The sequence below is a fragment of the Thermoanaerobacterium calidifontis genome (assembly GCF_055381745.1).
The window spans coordinates 648,641-670,507 of sequence record NZ_AP042436.1 but is presented as its reverse complement, the minus strand read 5'-3'; the positions used below and the strand labels follow the sequence as shown (position 1 = coordinate 670,507).

At 36.5% G+C, this 21,867-nt stretch carries 19 protein-coding genes; 1 reads left to right on the top strand and 18 read right to left on the bottom strand.

What is annotated here, in order from left to right; translation table 11 throughout:
- Window positions 1–70 precede the first annotated feature (70 nt).
- The 8 genes from ACZ42G_RS03395 to ACZ42G_RS03360 all read right to left on the bottom strand — a co-directional run bounded on the left by ACZ42G_RS03395 (window position 71) and on the right by ACZ42G_RS03360 (window position 8,199).
- Complete coding sequence (locus ACZ42G_RS03395; protein ID WP_464851407.1) at window positions 71–1,261, bottom strand: ROK family transcriptional regulator; 1,191 nt, start codon at window positions 1,259–1,261, stop codon at window positions 71–73.
- An 11-nt stretch (window positions 1,262–1,272) separates the two neighbouring features.
- Window positions 1,273–2,262 carry a UDP-glucose 4-epimerase GalE gene (gene galE / locus ACZ42G_RS03390; RefSeq protein ID WP_464851405.1) on the bottom strand — a complete coding sequence of 330 codons (990 nt, stop codon included), beginning with the start codon at window positions 2,260–2,262 and terminating at the stop codon, window positions 1,273–1,275.
- A 17-nt stretch (window positions 2,263–2,279) separates the two neighbouring features.
- The gene (locus ACZ42G_RS03385) at window positions 2,280–3,437 is read right to left on the bottom strand and encodes a galactokinase (protein ID WP_464851403.1); all 1,158 of its coding nucleotides are present in this window, start codon (window positions 3,435–3,437) and stop codon (window positions 2,280–2,282) included.
- Window positions 3,438–3,454: 17 nt separating this feature from the next.
- Window positions 3,455–5,014: a UDP-glucose--hexose-1-phosphate uridylyltransferase gene (galT, locus tag ACZ42G_RS03380; protein WP_464852100.1), complete on the bottom strand. Its 1,560-nt coding sequence runs from the start codon at window positions 5,012–5,014 to the stop codon at window positions 3,455–3,457.
- A 126-nt stretch (window positions 5,015–5,140) separates the two neighbouring features.
- Window positions 5,141–5,500 carry a hypothetical protein gene (locus tag ACZ42G_RS03375; protein WP_464851401.1) on the bottom strand — a complete coding sequence of 120 codons (360 nt, stop codon included), beginning with the start codon at window positions 5,498–5,500 and terminating at the stop codon, window positions 5,141–5,143.
- A 65-nt stretch (window positions 5,501–5,565) separates the two neighbouring features.
- Entirely contained in the window at window positions 5,566–5,793 is a 228-nt protein-coding gene (locus ACZ42G_RS03370; RefSeq protein ID WP_464851399.1) for a hypothetical protein, read from the bottom strand.
- Window positions 5,735–7,930: a heavy metal translocating P-type ATPase gene (locus tag ACZ42G_RS03365; protein WP_464851397.1), complete on the bottom strand. Its 2,196-nt coding sequence runs from the start codon at window positions 7,928–7,930 to the stop codon at window positions 5,735–5,737. The genes ACZ42G_RS03370 and ACZ42G_RS03365 overlap by 59 nt, the downstream gene beginning before the upstream one ends.
- A gap of 32 nt (window positions 7,931–7,962) precedes the next feature.
- Window positions 7,963–8,199 carry a hypothetical protein gene (locus ACZ42G_RS03360; RefSeq protein ID WP_013787363.1) on the bottom strand — a complete coding sequence of 79 codons (237 nt, stop codon included), beginning with the start codon at window positions 8,197–8,199 and terminating at the stop codon, window positions 7,963–7,965.
- A 160-nt stretch (window positions 8,200–8,359) separates the two neighbouring features.
- Here ACZ42G_RS03360 and ACZ42G_RS03355 point away from each other — a divergent pair, with 160 nt between their 5' ends.
- The gene (locus ACZ42G_RS03355) at window positions 8,360–11,221 is read left to right on the top strand and encodes a cation-translocating P-type ATPase (RefSeq protein WP_464851395.1); all 2,862 of its coding nucleotides are present in this window, start codon (window positions 8,360–8,362) and stop codon (window positions 11,219–11,221) included.
- 23 nt (window positions 11,222–11,244) lie between these two features.
- Here ACZ42G_RS03355 and ACZ42G_RS03350 read toward each other — a convergent pair whose 3' ends face one another.
- The 10 genes from ACZ42G_RS03350 to ACZ42G_RS03305 form a co-directional block, all read right to left on the bottom strand.
- Complete coding sequence (locus tag ACZ42G_RS03350; RefSeq protein WP_464851393.1) at window positions 11,245–12,531, bottom strand: sn-glycerol-1-phosphate dehydrogenase; 1,287 nt, start codon at window positions 12,529–12,531, stop codon at window positions 11,245–11,247.
- Window positions 12,528–13,640, bottom strand: coding sequence for a GntR family transcriptional regulator (locus ACZ42G_RS03345; RefSeq protein ID WP_013787360.1), 1,113 nt, complete (start codon window positions 13,638–13,640; stop codon window positions 12,528–12,530). Before ACZ42G_RS03345 ends, ACZ42G_RS03350 begins: the two co-directional genes overlap by 4 nt.
- A gap of 185 nt (window positions 13,641–13,825) precedes the next feature.
- Window positions 13,826–15,307, bottom strand: a complete 1,482-nt coding sequence (locus ACZ42G_RS03340; RefSeq protein WP_464851391.1) for an L-fucose/L-arabinose isomerase family protein — start codon at window positions 15,305–15,307, stop codon at window positions 13,826–13,828.
- 36 nt (window positions 15,308–15,343) lie between these two features.
- A complete protein-coding gene (locus ACZ42G_RS03335; RefSeq protein ID WP_464851389.1) occupies window positions 15,344–15,985 on the bottom strand; it encodes an L-ribulose-5-phosphate 4-epimerase in 642 nt (213 codons plus the stop codon).
- Window positions 15,954–17,648, bottom strand: coding sequence for a ribulokinase (locus tag ACZ42G_RS03330; RefSeq protein ID WP_274892358.1), 1,695 nt, complete (start codon window positions 17,646–17,648; stop codon window positions 15,954–15,956). The genes ACZ42G_RS03335 and ACZ42G_RS03330 overlap by 32 nt, the downstream gene beginning before the upstream one ends.
- 13 nt (window positions 17,649–17,661) lie before the next feature.
- On the bottom strand, window positions 17,662–19,059 hold the full coding sequence (locus ACZ42G_RS03325; RefSeq protein ID WP_274892357.1) for an L-fucose/L-arabinose isomerase family protein: 1,398 nt from the start codon (window positions 19,057–19,059) through the stop codon (window positions 17,662–17,664).
- Window positions 19,060–19,192: 133 nt separating this feature from the next.
- Window positions 19,193–21,133 carry a glycoside hydrolase family 127 protein gene (locus ACZ42G_RS03320; RefSeq protein WP_274892356.1) on the bottom strand — a complete coding sequence of 647 codons (1,941 nt, stop codon included), beginning with the start codon at window positions 21,131–21,133 and terminating at the stop codon, window positions 19,193–19,195.
- 77 nt (window positions 21,134–21,210) lie between these two features.
- Entirely contained in the window at window positions 21,211–21,615 is a 405-nt protein-coding gene (locus ACZ42G_RS03315; protein WP_274894018.1) for an alpha-L-arabinofuranosidase C-terminal domain-containing protein, read from the bottom strand.
- Window positions 21,564–21,719 (bottom strand): hypothetical protein, encoded by a 156-nt coding sequence (locus ACZ42G_RS03310; RefSeq protein ID WP_274892355.1) that lies wholly within the window; start codon window positions 21,717–21,719, stop codon window positions 21,564–21,566. The genes ACZ42G_RS03315 and ACZ42G_RS03310 overlap by 52 nt, the downstream gene beginning before the upstream one ends.
- Entirely contained in the window at window positions 21,679–21,822 is a 144-nt protein-coding gene (locus ACZ42G_RS03305; protein WP_274892354.1) for a hypothetical protein, read from the bottom strand. The genes ACZ42G_RS03310 and ACZ42G_RS03305 overlap by 41 nt, the downstream gene beginning before the upstream one ends.
- Between the last annotated feature and the right edge of the window lie 45 nt (window positions 21,823–21,867).

Genomic DNA, 21,867 nt, shown 5'->3' with positions numbered 1-21,867 from the left:
ATATCAGTCTATACTTCAATTATAAATGGTATGCTGAGAATTTTCAATGACAAAAAAATATTAGATAGCATTACAAAATACTATCTAATATTATATTTGATATACCCATCAAGGCTGTATTATAATCTGGATTTGAAAAGGCAATGCTGCAGGATGAATAATTTGCTTCAAAAGATCTCTTTTTAATAGTCTCCAATACAACGTCTTCTATAAACTTTCGACCTCTCACTATTCCACCTGATATGAGCACCAACTCTGGGCTAAAGACATTAACTATATTCGCAATGCCTATGCCTAAGTAAATAGCGATTTTGTTTAACTCAGATAAAGCAACTTCATCCCCTTCTTCCGCGGCTTTGTACACAAATCTGGTTGTTATATTTTCCAAGTCTCCGTTGACGTATTCAGACACAAGAGAATAAGATCCCTCTTTTATTCTTTTTACCACATTGTTTACCAATGCTTTCTCAGATGCCAAAGCTTCAAAACATCCGTAATTGCCGCAACTGCATTTAGGACCGGCAACGTCGATTGTAGTATGTCCTATCTCACCAGCCATGTCGTTAATTCCTCTGTATATTTTGCCATCCAATATTATTGTTGAACCTATTCCATGTCCTACTTTTAAAAACACAACATTGCCGACATTTTTAGCAATTCCGTTGTAGAATTCCCCTAAAGCCATGGCTCTGACGTCATTTTCAACAAACGTAGGAATTCCAAATTCTTTTTCTATCATGTCCTTTATAGGCACATTTCTCCACCCTATATTAGGAGAAAATACGGATATACCTTCGCTTGACTTTACAGGACCTCTAACTACTATGCCGATCCCAGCTATCTCTTTCTTTGAAATATCTTTTAAATGCCTTATTCTATCGAATAAAAGCTTGAATATGCTTTCCGAATCTTCCTTTTTTATGTTGTCAACTTTTGATTCTTTTGTGGTAAGTTCAGCGTCCAACAGGTACTCTTCCATTATATCTGTCCCGATTATTATAACGATTATATCAAAAGCTTCATTGTTTATCTTCAATATGACAGGCGGCCTTCCACCGCTGGATTCTCCTAATTTGTCTTCTTTCACAAGTCCGTCCTCTAAAAGCTTGTTTATGATATTCGTAACTGTAGGTGGCGTCAAATTCGTTATCTTTGCTATTTCAGACCTTGATACGTATTTGTTGTGACGTATCACATTCAATATGAGACTTTCATTCATGCCCTTTAATAATTTGTAACTTACTGGAATCAAATCTGCCAAAATTACCACCTCTATTTATCGCCAAATCCATAAGGATTTGATTTATGCCATTTCCACGCAGACTCTATAATCTCCTCAAGTGAATTGTGCTTAGGATTCCAGCCTAACTCATTTATAATCTTTTCCGATGATGCTACCAATTTTGCAGGATCTCCCGGTCGCCTTGCGGCAATTTTCGCTGGTATAGGATGTCCGGTCACCTTTCTTGCTGTTTCAACCACTTCCTTGACTGTAAACCCTTCTCCATTTCCCAGGTTGTATATTGCACTACTGCTATCCCTTCTTAGCTTATCTAATGCCAAGATGTGGGCATCAGCAAGGTCTGTAACGTGTATATAATCTCTTACACAAGTACCATCTTTTGTGTCGTAGTCATCCCCGTAGATTTCTATGAACTCTCTTTTCCCTAATGGCACTCGCAATATTAGCGGTATAAGATGTGTTTCAGGATTATGATCTTCTCCTATGACTCCACTTTCATCGGCGCCAGCCACATTAAAATACCTAAGCACAACATGCTTTATCCCATAAGCATTGTCACACCACTTTAGCATCTTTTCCACAGCCAATTTAGTTTCGCCATAAGGATTCGTAGGAAATGTCTTGTCATCTTCTTTTATCGGTATTCTTTCAGGCTCTCCATATGTGGCAGCAGTTGATGAAAAAACTATCTTCCTAACGCCGTATTTAACCATTTTTTTTAATAAGCACATCGTCCCATACACATTGTTTTCATAATAGTCCAGAGGTTTACCGACGCTTTCTCCCACCAGAGAAAATGCCGCAAAATCTATGACAGCTTCTATATCATTTTCTTCAAAAACTTTGTCCAAAAATTCGCTATCTCTAAGATCGCCAACGTAAAGCTTACCTCCAATTACCGCTTTTTCATGGCCTGTTATGAGATTGTCAACAACTATTACATCTTCTCCTCTTTTAAAAAGCTCATAGGCAGTATGACTGCCAATATATCCAGCGCCACCGCACACTAAAATAGACATACAATATATACCCCTTTCTATTTTATTTCTTTTGCTCCGTCTCCTACACCCGTCACATACATTGATGGCTCATAACCTATTCTTTCTTTGTATCCTTTCGTCACTTCTCTAATGAAGTCTTCTACAAATTCTTCTTTGACAATGCTGACGGTACATCCACCAAATCCTGCGCCTGTCATTCTTGAGCCTAAAACGTAATCTAATTTAAGCGCTTCATCGACTAAAGCATCCAATTCCTTGCCGGTAACTTCATAGTCATCCCTTAACGAATTGTGAGATTGTACCATCAGTTGACCAAACCTTTTAATGTCATTATTTTTTAACGCTTCAACAGCATCTAAAACTCTCTCATCTTCTGTCACAATGTGTCTTGCCCTCTTTACTAACACATCATCCGGTATCAAGTATTTGTACTTATCGAATTCTTCCAGTGTAACCTGCCCAAGATTGTCTACATCCAATTCTTTCTTAAGGTAGCTTAATGCAGCCTCACACTGACTCCTTCTCTCGTTGTACTTAGAATCTTGAAGCCCCCTTCGCTTATTTGTATTCGATATAACTATCCTATAGCCATCTAATTTAAGTGGAACGTATTTATAATCAATTGTATCACATTTTAAAAATATAGCATAGTCAGCTTTGCCCATTCCTACAGCAAATTGATCCATTATACCGCAATTGACGCCGACAAAATTATTTTCAGCTTTTTGACACATTTTAACTAATTCAACTCTATCAATTCCCAAATTTAAAATTTCATTCATAGCCACACCAGTCACAAGTTCTATGGATGCAGAAGAAGAAAGTCCTGCTCCATTTGGTATGTTCCCTTCGTATAGCGCTTCAAACCCTCTTAGCTTATAACCTTCATCTTGCAAAACTTTTAATACACCTTTTGGATAATTTGCCCAATCATCTTTTTTATCATAGATTAATTCGTTTATGTCCACTTCGACTTTAAGATCGAAGTTTAGTGAAGAAAGGCGTACCTTTCCATCATCCCTCATTCTTATGGCCATAAACGTTCCAAAGTCAAGAGCGCATGGGAATACATATCCACCATTGTAATCTGTGTGCTCCCCTATTAAATTTACCCTGCCTGGCGAATAGAATAGCCTTACTCCTTCGTTACTGCCGTAGATTCTTTTAAATTCTTCCACAATTTTTGTTGCCATTTAATTCCTCTCCTTTATTAAATTTTTTTAAAATGTATGCTATCTAAAAACTTATCAAATGCCGCTTTCCCCTTCTCATCACGCTTAAATACGCCTGCATCCAGCAGCACTTTTAAGAAAATTTCACCTACCTCGTCTTTTACTATTACTTCTGCCTCTTCCCTCTTAAGATTCACACCGTATTTATTTACAAGCTCATCAATCCATGGTACATGCTTAAAAAGCGGATCATCTGCAGAAATCTCTTTTTTGTCGTATTTTCTGTCACCGGATAATATCATTTCTATCTCATCAAGTTCTTTTTTTAGCCTTCCAGGAAGCACAGCAAGCCCCATAACTTCAATAAGCCCTATATTTTCCTTCTTTACATGGTGAAGTTCCTCATGTGGATGAAAAATACCATAAGGGTACTCATCAGTAGTGCGGTTGTTTCTCAAGACTAAATCCATCTCATACGCGCTATCACCATTTTTCCTCGCAATAGGTGTTATTGTATTATGTGGTACCTTCTCACTACCAACTGTGCTATAAGCTATTATATCAACAGATGGATCGCTGTAATTTCTCCACTCTCTTAAAATCATGGATGACGCCTTCAGCAATCCATCTCTGTTTTTGCTTGAAAGCCTTATTACTGATAGAGGCCACTTCAAGATTCCCACATCTACATCTTTAAACATTTCACTTTTATACCACTCTTCTACCTTTGCTTCCTCCATAGGAAATACATGGCGCCCACCTTGAAAGTGCTCATGGGATAAGATGGAGCCACCTACTATCGGCAAATCAGCATTAGAACCTATAAAATAGTGTGGAAACTGATCTATAAAATCCAATAACCTTATAAACGTCTTTTCTGATATTTGCATCGGCACATGCTTTTCGTAAAACAATATGCAATGCTCATTGTAGTAAACATAAGGCGAATACTGAAAATACCACTGCTCATCTGCAACCTTTACTGGTATTACCCTGTGATTTTGTCTTGCTGGATGATTTAGGTTACCGCTAAAGCCTACATTTTCCAGGCATAAAAGGCACTTAGGATAATTTGTCTCTTTTAATGCTTTAGCCGCCGCTATGTCTTTTGGATCTTTTTCCGGCTTTGAAAGGTTGATTGTAATCTCTAAACTGCCGTACTCTGTATCTGTCCTCCAGTATTTATTTTTTGCAATTCTATCCATCCGTATATAATATGAATCTTTTGATAAGCTGTAAAAATAGTCTGTGGCTCTTTCAATACCCCATGATCTTTTTATGTCATTAAACTTTCTTATAACTTCAGACTGTCTCGGCATCAATAAACCCATAATCCTCGTATCAAAAAGATCTCTATTTGTAATCGTATTTTCCTTAAAAAAACCTTTTTCGTATGCATAATCTAAAAGAGAATCGAGAATATCGTGTGGATCGTCTAAATCTATATCATCTACAATGCCATTGTATGGCTCCTGTATCTCAAACAAATCCATCAATGAATTGCGACATTGGATATAATCTGTACCTTCTATCATGCCATGCTTCAAAGCATATAAAAGCAGTTCTTCGATTTTTAGCGAAGCTGTATTAGCATCCATAGTACACATTCCTTTCATATTCATTGTCATCTTAATAACATGATACTACATTCTTTAACTTTTTTCAATATTTTAATAAAGTTAATTTACACTAAAAAAAGCCCAACGTTTAGTTGGGTTTTTTAATCATTCAGCAGTTTTTAATCTACTTAATTCACTTTCTAACATCTCTATCCTGCTTTTAAGCTCATTTACTTCTTTTATAGCCTTTTCTCTCTCTTCTTCTAAGCTGTCTATTTCACTTTGATACAAGTTTTCACCTTCAACGCCGTTTCTCTCATTGTCGTTAAACATTTTTGCTATTCTGTCTTTGCCTTTATTGATTACTGAAGATGCCTTATCAGCCATATCATAAGTGCTTTTTACACCATTTATTAGAACTGGCTTCACTTTCTCTTTTGCTTTTGGAAATAAAATATAACTTAATGCAGCAACACCAATTCCCCAGAAAAAGCTTCTACTTCCTAAAGTTTTAGCGATACCCATTGAAGTTTCCTCCCTTCATAGGTTCTTCTATTATTTTATCCCGAAAAAAATATATTATTAAATCGCTATTTTCCAAAAATGAGTGCCCTTGCAATCGATTTGTACAATTCTTTAGCCTGATGTTTTTCGCTCATCTTTACCGCATACTGTAAAAAATCGTTAATTGTTTCTTGCCATAATTTTACAATTTCGTTTTTAGTTGATTTATCCTTTGCATACTCCGCAAAAGATATGTCAACCGTCTGTCTTAAAACTTTCGAGGCTTCTTCGAATCTCTTTTTCATTTCTTCCATCAGAAATAATCCTCCTTGATGAATATTTATAGACTTTAAGCGAATTCGCCAGCACGATCATCTGATTCATGCTGTGTAACATTGCTGCCGTAAATGGACTCACCTTACCAAAAAGCGTCATTACGTATTCTATATAACTCATCATTGATGCTATAACATGATTTTGATTTATTACTTCTTTTGAATACCTTGATAGTTCTATCAAATACGGTATTTTTAAAGGATTTTCGTCGATTACCGCTACATCAAGCACTTTTAATATTTTTTTACTTATGGGCCTTCCTAAGATAATTCCAACATCGGCGCTTTTCATCGCCTTCACATCATTTAGCCCATCGCCGACCATTACGACAGTTTTACCATCGTCTTTTTGCCTTTTTACAAAATTCTTTTTCTCATCAGGCGAAACACTGCTAAACGCATTTGCTATGCCTAACTCATAAGCAACTCTATCTGTAGGCTCCTTATCATCGCCTGATAAAATATAAATGCTATCGTCGTTAAAGCCTAACGATCGAGCAAGTTCTACTGCAGCTTTGCTTTTCTTCTTAAGCACGTCTTTCATTCCGATGACTCCAATAGCATTCCCATCAACAGCAACGTATATCACACCTCTATTTAGGTTTTTTAAAACATTGCTGAGATCATCTACATCATGTAAGTCAATATTGTTTATCTCCATAAATCTCTCATTGCCAACATACAATTGTTTCCCATCTACGCAAGCAAAAGCACCCATGCTTTTGACTTCTTTGCCATGAGAAAAATCCTCTACTTTTATTCCCATATCGTCCGCTTTTTTAATTATAGACAATGCTACAGGATGTACGACACCGTATTCTGCAGACGCAGCTATCTTTAATATATGATTCTTGTCAGTATTTGATGACGGCAAAATTTCGCTTACAATAGGCCTACCTTCCGTAAGAGTTCCCGTCTTGTCAAAAATCAGCACGTCAGCTTTTGACATATTTTCGATTGCAGAAGAACTTTTTATCAAAATACCTCTTTTTGCCGCATTTTTGACAGCCATACCATAGACACCAGTAGAACCGTGTGCAAAAGTACATGGACATAAAACAAGCATTGATGATATTCCCTTCAATATATCCTTTGTATAAAGTGACACAAGACCTGTAATGATAAAAGATAGCGGTATAATTTTGTTAATATATACATCAGCAGTATTTGTAATATACTTCTCCTTTGATTCCAATTCCACAATCTTGTACAGATCTTCTATGCTTTCATTTGCCTCAATGTCAGTTATTCTGGCCTTTACTTCTCCATCAACAATCAAAGACGATTCTATTATTTTATCGCCTTTTTGCTTTTGGACGTACTTTACTTTTCCTCGTATATACTTTTCATCTACAATTGCACTACCTTCAACTATTTCGCATTCATACGGCGCCACATCACCTTTTTTAAGCGAAATCACATCGCCTTCATTAAGCTCCTCTACAGGCACTTCTATTTCTTTACCTTCTAATGCCATCCATACTTTCCCCGGTTTTAACTTAAGAAAGCTTTCAAGTGCTTTTTTATTATAGTGTATGTTTAACGAGTGAATAAGGACACTCAAATTGACGAGAAAAATTACCACAAGCCCTAATATACTTTCTCTTATAAAAAGCATTATGGTAGTGGCAATTGTTATCATCAAATCGCCATTTATTTTGTGTTCTTTAAACAGTGTATTTATGCCGCTTCTAAATATTGGATATCCAGCCACAATCGACACAATTGATGACATGCTTAATAACCCATAATGACCGCTTAACGGCGATTTACCAGCGAATATGCGCTTTAATGCGGTGTAAATCGTAGCAGCCAATGGCATAGATACCATCACAAATTGAGTCTTAAGCGGCAGATCTTCTGGCTCATACGGCTTTACATTATCATCTACATCATCTTTAAAAATCGCATTTATGATTTCTCTTTTTATTTCTTCTATTGTCTTACCTTCGTATTTGACAAGTACTTTTCCAGTAACACTGTTGGCACTTATATATTTGATCCCTTTAGAGCTTTTTAAATAATGATTAATCTTCTTCTCAATGACTTTGTCTTTGTAAAGTGCATCAAAGCTTAATCGTGCTAATCCAGGCAGCGAAAAAATCTCTCTTATCATGTCAAATCCTCCAAATACATGCATAATCCCTCTTATGAGGGATTATCTGCTGTTTCAGGCTGTGTCTTTATTTTTGATTGAGTATGTTGATACTGGGCTTCGGCTATTATGTCTTCTACTTCTTCTTTCACATTTATAGCCAATTCTTTGCCTTTATCGGCAAGAATCATGGCAGTGCCTACAAGCCCTACCGCTAATTTCTTTGCCGGCTTCGCCAATAAAAGTGCTATTCCCAATGCTCCTACACCAATCCAAAATTCTTTGCTCATCTTAAAAACCTCCTGTCTATTTTTATTTATTTTAACCGGCATTTACAAATAATATTAATAAAAGTCATCGAAAGCTTTCATCATTCATAATTTTTCCTTCTGTGAAATAAAAAATTTTGGACAAAATATTTTTATTATAAGACGTTCTGGAGGTATGAAGATGGAACTCATAAGAAAATATGCACCACATACAAAGCGAATAAGATTCTCCGTAAACGGCCTATACAGAAATGAATTGTTGGCGAAAAGGCTGGAAAAAAATCTATCCCTCAAAAGCGGAATACTAAGTGTAACAGCAAGCCCAATGACAGGAAACATCATCATTTCCTTTGACAGCAGTTTAAAAGCCGAAGATATCAAGAAAGAAATATACAAGATAAAATTCAATATAAGGGACACAAAAGATAATTTTCCTGTGAAACAGCAAGCTCAATATCCTTGGCACATCATGACAAAAAAGCAAATAGAGAAAGTCCTAAACACTGACATTGACAGTGGACTGTCAACAGTTGAAGCTAAAAAAAGATTGAATACATACGGTTTAAACCAACTGATAAGCGGAAATAAACCATCCTTCTTTAAAATGATGCTAAATCAGGTAAACAATTATCTATTTAAGATACTTCTTTTTGCAGGCGGTATTTCTTTTTTGATTGGAGATGTAGCTGATTCTATCGTGATAATATCGATTGTCGTAATAGAATCAAGCCTTGGAGTACTTCAAGAGTACAATGCAGAAAAATCTTTAGAATCGCTGCACAAGTTGACATCGCCCCGATCATCTGTTTTAAGAGACGGTAAAATATCATTGTTAAGCTCATCAGAACTTGTACCAGGAGATGTAGTGATCGTAAATCCAGGCGACATTGTCCCTGCCGATGCCCGCATCGTTGAATGTAAAAATCTTGAAGCTGATGAAAGCTGTTTGACAGGTGAGTCCCATCCATCGTCAAAACACGATTTGGTAATACTAAAAGATGATATTCCATTAGCTGAACGAAAAAACATGGCTTACATGGGAACAAGCATAACTAAAGGATACGGCAAACTTATCATAGTCTCAACCGGAATGTCAACAGAAATAGGCAAAATTGCAAAAATGCTAAACGAAGAAAGAAATGCTTTATCGCCGCTTAATAAAAGCCTTGATGTTTTAGGAAAAAACATAACAGTAGCAATCGTAACGATCAGCTTCAGTATTTTTTTAAGCGGCATAATAAGAGGCAAATCTTTTTCACAGATGCTTGGAATAGGCATAAGCCTTGCAATAGGAGCCATACCGGAAGGCTTATCTACTATCGTGACAATAGCTTTAGCTTACGGTGTACAGCGAATGGCAAAAAGAAATGCTATAGTGAGAAAACTTAATTCTGTAGAAACATTGGGAGTAGCAAATGTAATATGCACCGATAAAACTGGTACACTTACAAAAAACGAGATGACCGTAAAAGAAATACGAACACTTGACAAAGTATGGACCGTCTCAGGAATTGGGTATTCGCCATTAGGTAGTTTTTATCGTGACAATGTCAAGATAAACCCAAAAGATGATGAAGACCTATATTCAATCTTGCAATACGGTGCTATGTGCTGCAATGCAAAATTAATAAAAAAAGGAAATGATTGGACAGTATCTGGTGATCCAACAGAAGGTGCTATAATTGTTGCAGCTTCAAAAGCTGGCATTGAAAGTGAGGAATACGAAAAAATTGATGAGATACCCTTTGACTCATCAAACAAATTCATGACTGTCGTAGTCGATGCTGTTTCATACAAATTGGTCATATCAAAAGGGGCTCCTGATGTGATCTTAAATAAATGCAGCTACTTTTTAAGGTCAGGCAAAGCTATAAAATTAGGAAAAATAAACAAAAACAAGATCATCAAGCAAAACGATGAAATGTCTAACAAAGCATTAAGAGTCTTAGCTGTTTCTTACAAGATTTTAAACGATGAAGACAATAACGTTGACAGTGATTTTATATTTGCCGGTCTTATAGGCATGGAAGATCCGCCAAAAGATGAAGTCAGTCAGACTATTGAAGAATGCCTTAGGAGTGGAATTAACGTCGTCATGATAACAGGAGACCAAAAAAACACTGCTATGTCAATAGGAAAGAGAATCGGACTTTTAAAGGACAAAAAAGCAATTTCAGGTCAGGAGCTTGATAAAATGGATGACGATGAGTTAATAAACCTTATAGATGATGTAAACATATTTTACAGAACTTCACCCCATCACAAGCTAAAGATCGTCAGAGCTTTGAGAAAAAAAGGGTACATCGTTGCCATGACAGGAGATGGCATCAACGATGCACCAGCGGTAAAAGAAGCAAATATCGGCATTGCAATGGGTAAAGGCGGAACAGATGTTACAAGAAATGCCTCTGATATAACACTGGCTGATGACAATTTCACTACAATTGTCATTGCTATAAAAGAAGGTCGCGGCATCAACGAAAACATAAAAAAATTTCTAAGATACGTTTTGTCAGGAAATGTTGGCGAAATAATAGCTTTAGCCATGGCATCCATGACAGGCATGGAGATGCCACTGACATCAAGCCAGATTTTAAGCATAAATCTCGTCACTGAAGGAATACCTGCACTGGCATTAGGCGTAGAACCATCATCATTAAAACTTAAAAAAAATGAAAATGCACAACTGCTTGACAGCAAACTATACAACTACATACTCAAAAGAGGCTCCTTAATAGGATTTACGACGCTATTTGCGTTTAAATACGGTGAAGCATTTAGAAATCCAGCCATCGCCAAAACTATGGCATACTTAAACTTAGTCATGGCACAGATGTTCAATGTATTTGACGCAAGACGTACAGAAATGGCTACACCGATTTCACAAAATAAATTATTGGTGCCATCTGTGGCAGTATCTATTGCAACGCTATTGGCAACCATATACGTAAACCCTATTGCAAATATATTTGGAAATGCAAGGCTTAGCCTTATGGATTGGCTCATCGTACTTGTAAGCTCCGGCATAATTAGCAGAATTTAATAAAGAATTGAGAGCTTTTGGCCTCAATTCTTTATCGCTATGTCAAATATCTTGTCAATATTTATATCTTCAGCAAGCCTTAATATGGTGTACCTCTTTCTTACCTCTTTTGCATTCAATAAAACATCTTTAAGTTCATCATATTTAAGCTCAAGATAGGTGATATCATTTGGTGCACCGGCATCATTTAAAAGCTCATCAACATACTCCACCGTCGGCACATTTTCTGATACCCACTTCCGCATATTATCCCAGTTGTCCAAAATCCTTTCCTGTCTCGTCTTTCTATCATTTTCATCCAAATAGTAATAACCTATATCGTCAAAAATCTCCGATGATAAGTTTCCAAAATTTTTATTTATCCTAAATTCAAACTCTTCCTTTGATTCACTTTTTCTTTCCTTCATCATTTCAATAATATCATCTTTGTCAAAAGAAAATACAGTATTGTAAAGTTTGACAACAATTTTCGTCATGATGCCTACCTTTGCACCATGGGAGTGACGAATTTCTCCGTTTGAAAGTTCTTTCATCTCGATGAAGTGTGACAAATGGTGCTCAGCACCTGATGCAGGCCTGGAATTTCCAAACTTAAGCATCGATATGCCTGACAAAATTAGCGCATCCATAAGCTTGCTTACAGCACTTTCATCTTTGCTTTTTAAGCTTTTGCTGACATCCACACATTTATAAAGGGACTTTTTTACATCATCTGCGATTTCTTCAGAGTAGTCCTCTCCCGTTATGATGCTACCTATATACCAATCTGCTAATGAGGTGAATTTACCGATTATATCTCCAAATCCTGATGCAATCATGTCATATGGTGCATCTTTAAGCACTTTAGTATCACCCACAATAAATATGGGATACGTAGCATCGTAAGTCCTTTTAAAGCCATTTACGATAAGAGGCGACACAGATGACGCATAACCATCCATCGATGGGGCTGTCGCAACTATTCCGTAAGGTATCTTTATCTTGCTGCTTACAAATTTCACAACATCGTTTATTGTGCCTGCTCCAACAGCAATCATAGCCTCGATATCATCTTTAAGATGTATCAGCATTTCACCTACTGCTTTTTCATCAGGCACTAAATTTCCACTTCTATTCAGATTGCACAACAATACATCGTACTTTTTATCTTTTAATACATCTTTTAGAGTCAATCCTGCCGCTTCGTAAGTATTTTTATCGCATACGAGCAATACTTTAGAATTTATACCTACTTTATTCAATATATTCGGAACATCATACAAGGCACCACTGCAGATTTCTATCTCCTTTATCTTTGTGCCATCATTCATCGCACTTCCTCCAATTCGATCTCTTTAGTAGAATTCCTAATCCTTATTTCAGGCTTTATGCGAATATTAACAGGATTTGCAAAAGCCTTTTTCCCTTTTTTTATAAGGTCGAATAGTGTTGAAGCAGCAAGCCTTCCCATCTCTTCTTTAGGATGTATGATGGACGTAAGCTTTACATTGGAAAGCTCTGCATAATCAGAATCATCAAAGCTTACGATTGAAATGTCATCAGGCACACTGTAGCCCAATTCTCTTATTGGATCCAATATCCACATGGCAATTTGATCATTGTAGCTGACAATAGCCGTCGGTTTATTGACCCACTTCGAGTATATCTCGTATATTTTTTCCCTTGGCTTTGTCTTCATTTCCTCTGTCGTGTAAAAGATTATGTTGTCCTCTTTGATTTTAATATTGTGTTCCCTTAAGGCTTTAACATATCCTTTGTACCTATTAAGCCCCTGGTTATCGTCGCTTTTAAATATGCCTATTATGTTTTTGTGTCCAAGCTTTATAAGATGGTCTGTTGCCATGTATCCTCCACCTTCATCATCTTGAATGATGTAAGATGGATTTAATTCTTCATAAAAGCTATTGATAAAAATGTACGGTATCCCTTTGTTTTTTAACTCATCAAAATAATTTAGATTGATATGGGGCAGTGCGCTCTTTGTAGGCTCGATGATCAGTCCTCTAATGTCCTTCGTCAAGACGTTCTCCAATATGTCCATTTCAGTTTCAATGCGGTTATTCGTATTGAAAAGCAATATAGAGTATCCGTTTTTGGCTAATATTTGATCAATTCCTTTTATGATCCTAGGAAATATATAGTCATTTATATACGTTGTTATAACTGCAATATTTTTATTATCATAGCTTTTCACAGAATTTCTATCAGCACAAAAAGTCCCCAAACCTTGCTTCCTGTAAAGCCACCCTTCATTTTCAAGGTCATCAAGAGCTTTCCTAATAGTATGTCTGCTTACACCGAATATTTCCATTAATTCGCTTTCCGTCGGCAGTGGATCATCTATGTTTATATTGTTTTTTATTATTAAATTGGTAATATAGTCTTTTACTATTTGATATTTTGGCACATTTTCTTCCAAAATAGAACATCCTCCCTCACATCATATCCATCTATATATAATTATATCGCTTACTTAGAATATAACTAAATTTCAAATCTGACAAAATATTTATTAAATATTCGTCACAATTAGTTTATTTTTTTAAGTAAGGTAATAAAATTATCACCTGAAATCATCTTAACAGGTGATAATTTTAAAACATCTTATTTAAATGGATTCTCGCTTTTGTACAACATTGAAGCTGGTTGATTAAATGAAACATCATCCACGCCTAATAGCTTCATAGCAGCGTACAAGACTTTACCTGCATGTTTAAATGCGACTCCAACATGATGCGGAAAATTCTTTTCTATCAATACATGCCTGTAGAAGCGAGCCATCTCTTTAACTGCAAATACTCCAATGCTTCCAAAAGACATAGGATCTATATCCAGCACTTCACCTTCGGCCACGTAACTTCTAAGCTTAGTATCTGCAGTGCTTTGCAACCTAAACAGAGTTATATCGCCAGGCCTTATAGTGCCTTCCAATGTTCCTCTCGTTATATCAGGCTCTTTATCAGGTTCTAACAATCTGTGCATTATTCTCTGATACTTCATAGAGAAATTTTTCATCATGCAACTGCTGGTATTGCCGCAATGAAATCCCATAAAAAGATCGCTATTTTTATAATCGCCTATGATTTCCTTATTGCTTTCGTACATATCTTTGGGCACTGTATTGTTTATGTCAAGAAGCGTAGCTGGTAAGTCTGTAGCACATGTTATGATGTACTCGCTAAGTGCTCCATAGATGTCTGTCTCACAAGCCACAGGTATGCCATTTGCTGCAAGCCTTGAATTCACAAAACATGGCACAAATCCAAACTGTGTCTGAAACGCTGGCCAACACTTGTTTGCAAACACAACGTACTCCGATGCACCTATATTTTTTTCTACCCAATCTTTTAATGTAAGTTCATACTGGGCGAGCTTCGGCAATATCCCACCAAACATATTGCCAGAACCTAATTCCTTTTCCATATCTTTTATGACATCTGGAATCCTTTTGTCATCTTTATGATTATTGTAAGCCTCAAAGAGGTCCAATTCTGAGTTCTCCATTATCTCTATCCCCAAGTCATACAAAGGCTTTATGGGGGCATTGCAAGCGAGGAAATCCTGCGGTCTTGGACCAAAGCTCATTATTTTTAGCTTCTTAAGTCCAAGTACCACTCTCGCAATATCTTTAAAATCGGATATCATATCAGCTATTTCATCTGCATATCCTACTGGATATTCTGGTATATAAACCCTCAAATTTCTCAAATTCAGGTTATATGATGCATTAAGCATTCCGCAATATGCATCTCCACGCCCATCGTAAAGATTGTCCTTCGTCTCCTCCGCTGCGGCTACGAACATCACTGGACCATCAAACTTTTGGGCAAGCATCGTCTCTGGTCCTTCAGGGCCAAAATTCCCAAGGTATACGACAAGCGCATTTACGCCTAAATCGTAAGCTTCTTTCAGTGCATTCATCGCATCTATTTCATTTTCTACAGTTTTGGTGATTTCACTTATAGATATGCCTTTTTCAATACATGCTTTTACTACCGCATCTCTTCTTTTCTCACTTAAAGTGATGGGAAAACAATCCCTGCTGGTAGCTACAACTCCTACTTTAACTTCTGGTATGTTTATCATGCAAAATCCTCCTTCATTAAACTGACATCATATTTTTCATTGACCATATTTCGTCATATATCTCTCATGTGCTCTTTTCACTTCTTCATCTGGTATCACATCAGGTGTGCCTAAAAGCAGTGATAAGTGCACTGTCTTAGCTGTATCTTCTACCATAACAGCGGCTTTTAAAGCTGCCTCAGGTGAATTGCCAATGGTAAAAACGCCGTGATTTTTCATAAGTATTGCAGGACTTTCCCCTATATAATCTACGATAGCCTTCCCTATCTCTTCTCCGCCAATCTTGGCATAGGGCCCTACAGGAATTGCACATCCAAACTCGTCTGCAATGGCTGTAAGATAAACTGGAATTGACCGGCCAAGTGCTGCAAAACTTGTAGCATACGGTGAGTGTGTATGGACAATTCCATTTACGTCACTTCTATGTCTGTAGACGTAAAGATGCGTAGCAGTATCAACAGATGGTTTTAGCTTACCTTCAACAACATTGCCATCCAAATCCACGACTACCATGTCTTCTGGCGTCATTTCATCATACAAAACTCCACTGGGCTTTATGACTACAAGATTTGTCTCAGGGTCTCTTCCGCTGACATTGCCGCTTGTCATTGTGACCAAATTGTTTTTAGGAAGCATCATGTTCATTTTATATACACGTTGTTTTAGGTTCTCTAACATCTGAAACCACCTCTTTTATGTTTTTAAGCCTCTTCATCACATCATTTGCTCCTCTCCCGAAGTAATCATGAAGCAGTTTGTACTCCTGGAAGAGTTTCTCGTAAATTTCGACATTTTCAGAAATAGGCTTGAACGTCTCATCTTTTAACTTTGGTATGACTTTAGCTGCTTCAAATATGCTGTCAAATCCTCCATTTTCCCTTCCTGCCGCCACTGCACCAAACATTGCTGCACCTAATGCAGGCGTCTGATTGGACTTGGAAACTTTAATCTCTAAGTTTGTCACATCAGCGTATATCTGCATAAGCATCGGATTTTTTTCAGGAAGTCCGCCACATGCGTAAAGCTCATCTATCTTTATGCCATACTCATTGAATGTATCTATTATCATACGTGTACCATATGCTGTTGACTCTATCAAAGCTCTGTATATCTCTTCAGGTTTCGTCCTAAGTGTCAATCCTAAAATCAAACCGGTAAGATCCGCATCAACCAGGACAGACCTGTTTCCATTAAGCCAATCCAGTGCAAGAAGTCCGCTTTCCCCCGGTTTTAACTTTGAAGCTTTTTCTGTCAAAAGCTGATGTACAGATATGCCTCTTTCTTCGGCTTCTTTTTTGTAATCATCTGGAACACAATTATCTACAAACCACGCAAATATATCCCCTACCGCTGACTGTCCAGCTTCATATCCATAAAATCCTGGCACAATGCCGTCTTCAACCACTCCACACATACCAGGAACTTCAACTTCTTTGTCGCCTAAGACTACATGGCATATAGACGTGCCCATTATCATAACCATCTTTCCCGGGGATGCTACACCTACTGCCGGCAGCGAAACATGTGCATCGACATTGCCTACCGCAACAGCAACACCAGGGTTTAAGCCGATCGTATTAGCCATTTCCTCAGTTAATTCACCTGCTTTTGTACCTAACGGATATATGTCTCTTGACAGCTTTTCATCTACTACATTTTCAAGCCTTTCATCTAATGCTTTAAAAAATTCCTTTGAAGGGTATCCTTTTCTTTTGTGCCAAATCGCTTTATAGCCTGCAGTACAGCTATTTCTCCTTTCATTGCCAGTAAGCTTCAATATCACCCAATCAGTCGCTTCTATGAATTTATCTGCTTCTTCATAGATATCTGGAGCCTCATTTAAAATCTGCCATATCTTCGGTATCAGCCATTCGGAGGAAATCTTCCCACCGTATCTTGCTAAGAAATCCTCTCCTCTTTCAGATGCAATTTTATTTAACATATTTGCCTCAGGCTGTGCTGCATGATGCTTCCACAGTTTGACATACGCATGGGGATTTGATTTATATTCTGGTAAATCGCACAAAGGCGTCCCGTCTTTTTTTATGGGAAGCATCGTACATGCTGTAAAATCTATGCCAATTCCAACAACATCATCTTTATTTATACCAGACTTTATTATCACATCTGGAATTATCTTTTTTAGAACTTCAATATAATCATCTGGATGCTCTAATGCCCAATCCTGTGGTAATACTGTCCCATCTGGAAGTCTCTCATCCATAACTCCGTGTGGATAGTTCATCGTTGAAGAAGCTACTTCCTCTGCCGTATCAAGATTTAAAAGCAATGCTCTTGCAGATTCTGTGCCGTAATCGATACCTATTGAAAATTTTGCCATGTTACCAACCCCTTTACACTTCAACATACTCGATATCTAATAACTCGCATAAAAGCTTCCATCTTTTAGTAGCATCACCTAATGTCAAGCACTGATGATGCGTACCACCATTTTTAAGCCAACCGTTTAAGCATCCTCTAACTCCACTTTCAGGTTTAAAGTGGAAATACGGCATCTCTATATTCTTTGCTTCTTCTGTATCTAAAATTTCTCCCTTTGAAACAACAAGTCTATATTTTTCGCCTTCCAATGACACCAACGATGCCAGTGTCGCAATACCTGGTTGAGCCATAAACACCACTGTTGGAGGATTATCAAGCTTTCCTATTCCAAGCTCTCGATCGACTAATTTTATAGGTCTATCTTTTCTGGCTATCTTCCAATTGCCCTCTCCCATGTGGCTCATCAAAATTGAATCTCTCTTAAAATCCATCGCATACATCTCAGTAAAGTGTGCATCGCCTATCAAAACATGACCTGCTGCCACCAGGCTTGCCGTAACTACATCGCCTTCTGCCGCATAGCCATATCCTTCTGCCATCAAGTTTGATGCCGCCATCATGTGTATCTGTTTAAACCTTCCATCGCCTTTAAACACATCAAAATGGGCGCTAAAGCCAGCGTATCCTTTCTCCTCAAGCAATTTCTTAAATCCTATTTGAAGCCTTGCAGCATATCTGTGGCTCTCATCACTTAATTTAGGATCTATATAGAAATTCTTCTTGTTTTCCTCTATGACTTTGTCGATTTCTTCATCGGTAGCTTCTTCCATGTATCTAAAAACTTGGCCAATATACTCTTGATTTATTTGCGGCCCCAATTTTCTTGTAAAAGCTGCATCATCACCCATTATGTCATACATGCCATGCATTCTTCCAAATTGTGCTATCTTCATATTCCTCAAAGCTTTTACTGTCTTTACAGTTTTAGCCCAATCATTCACAAAATCTTTAAATGCATCAGAATGCCAATCCTCTGTTATAACAGGACAAGTTATGCCCATTCTCAGGATAATATTTGAAGTATCCTGCGCACCATGAACACCTTGATTGTATGTCAAGTCCCCCATATCCCAATCGTCTGTCACAGTGCTTTCTGGCTGTATATTTGCCAGCATAATTGGAAGCCTATTATTTCTTAAAGCATTCACAAGATTCGTGGCTGGCCCGTATGTCAGCATCACGATCATTATTCCGTCAAGATCTTTATCATTGAATTCTTTAACTATCCTTTCTATATCATTTCTGTTTTTTGCAGCGCCCGGGAAATAAAAATCCGCAATATCACCTAATCTGCCTATAACCTGTTGTGCATACATCTCTTGCCTTTCGGTGATACCCGGTAACATATCATCGTATAACTCCTGCATAATACCTAGAAAGCCTATCCTGGGCTTTTCATCTTTGTACACAATAATCACTCCTTTGGATTAAAATAATGTCATACATTCGGATATATCTATCCATTATTATAAATGTACGTACATTTATAATATTTATATTCTACATCACATCCAAAATTCCTGCTAATTAAAAAACTTCTTATCATTCTCGTACCCAAACTTCCATTTCACCAGGTGTACGATTTGCCCATACAAAATATGGCACAAATCTTATTCTTGTTTTTTCATAAGAAACTTTTACGTCAGATTTGTACAGTTCATCATTCCAATCATCATATTTCTCTCTAAAAGCATCCGTTTCAATAACGCATACATCATTTAAATCTTTATCTTTTTTTATTTCAAACTTACTATCAGTTGGTAATACGATATTATTTAGATTTTTACCATTATCAACTTCTTCAAGACAATATACAATCGGTCCTCTTTGAATAGCAACTTTACCCTCATCTTCCCTTACATTAGGATTAGCTTTTATCCTCATAACAGGCATTGAAAGATATACTTCTACCTTATCATGTTTCCATATGCGATTGATTTTTGCATATCCTTTTATCATAACATTATTTAAATCAATTTCTTCATTATTAACTTTGATTTTAGCCTCTTTGCACCAACCAGGTATTCTCAAAGACAATGTAAATTCTGTTTCTTTCTCACAAACAACCTCTATATCTATCTTCTCATCCCATGGATATTGGGTGCTCTGTTTAATACTTACTTGACTTTCTGAAATCTTTTCTTTTAATTCACTATCAACATATAAATGAGCAAATACCTCTTTGTCTTTCTTAGAATATATATATTTACCTAACGATGTCAGCAATCTCGCAATATTAGGTGGACAACATGCACATCCAAACCATGGTTGTCTTGTATATTTCACATGCGATTTAACTTTATTCTTTTCACAAGCTTCCGGCCATACTTCAAGTGGATTTACATAAAAGAATTTCTTACCATCTAATGACATTCCACTTATAACTGTATTATACAAAGCTCTCTCCATTACATCAGAATATTGTCTATCAGCATCAATCTGTAACATCCTATATGCAAAAAACACAAGCCCTACGGATGCACATGTCTCTGAATAATTAGTATCATTAGGAAGATCATAATCAAAAGTTAAAGACTCCCCTATCGACATAGAGCCAATACTTCCTGTAATATACATTCTCTTCTTCGTTAAATTGTCCCATAATCTTTTACAAGCATCAATTAGGCATTGATCCCCTGTCTCTAATGCAACATCAGCCATACCTGAGTATAAGTAAACAGCTCTAACAGCATGTCCTTCAGCAGTAGTTTGTTCTTTCACAGGTAAATGCACTTGAAAATATTTAGGTCCTAATTTATCCCATAAATCAAAGAAATTTGTGTTTCCTCTCTCTTTTGCTTCAATTTCAAAATAGAGTGGCCTTTTACCTCGTTCATCAATAAAATATTTGCTTAAGTTTAAATACTTTACATTGTTAGTTACTCTATATAATTTAATTAATGCTAATTCAATCTCTTCATGTCCAGGATAACCTTTTTTCTTATTTGGTTCCGGTCCAAAGACTGAATCTATATGATCGGCAAAACGACAAGCTACGTCAAGCAATTTTTTCTTTCCTGTAGCCTCATAATAAGCAACTGCTGCTTCTATCAAATGTCCAGCACAATACAGCTCATGACAATCTCTTAAATTCGTCCATTTTTTGTCAGGTTCTTTAATTGTAAAATAAGTATTTAAATAGCCATCACTTTGTTGCACTTTTGCAATCAAATCGATAACTTCATCAGCAGTTTTTTCTAATTCCGTATCCGGAAATACAATTAAACTATAGCTAACTGCTTCAAGCCATTTATACAAGTCACTATCTTGAAATACCATTCCAGCAAATTCACCTTGTATTTCACCTGCTGCTATCTTGAAATTTTTAATAACATGGCTAGGTTCAGCATTAGGAACACGATCATTTAATGCTTCCCATTGATATGGTATCATCGCATCTTTTATCAGTTTTATATAATATGACCAAAAACCTTTATTAATTGAAATCTGTTTCAATGATATGAAATTTTGATTATTAATCATTGTCGCCACCATACCTTTTTACAAACTTTAGTTTATGGATAACCAAAAACATTATTATTTTGGTTATCCATAAAAAATTATTTTTTAACTTTTCCCAACCGAATAACATTCCATGATAATCTAGGCAAAATCACCTTTACCAATCCATCTTCAATTACAACATCATTTTTACTATGAGGAACAACATTGTCTGGATTTTCTTTTGTATTAGTTGCTTTTATATCATTATTTTCAAGTACTATATGCTCGATAGATCTATAGTTTTCAAAACCTTTTAATTCACATTCAAAAAGCATCGAATCATCTTTGTCTCTATTTACAGCAAATATTGTAATTTCATCATTTTCATCATTTGTTACGGCAGTAGATTCTAAAAATGGTACATCGCTGAAATCTTTACTATCATATTTGGGAGAGTCGATAACAGATGCTAATACTTCCCCTCTGCCATAAGTAGAAGCATGTAAATAAGGATAGTAAATTGTTTGGCGCCATGAACTTTTAATTCTTTAACTAATTCTATTACATCTTTTCGAAAACCCATTTCATCCGCTTTTTTTATGATCTGGTTCATAAATTCCATCATAAACTGCACGTCCTAAATGCTCAATGAACGATCCATAGATACGTTTATCCACCTTACTTATTTTAAAATCTTTATCCAAAATCATTTTTGCTTTCTTCTGCATTCAAATCTCCTCCTGTTTATTAATTGTTACTTTAAAATGATAATC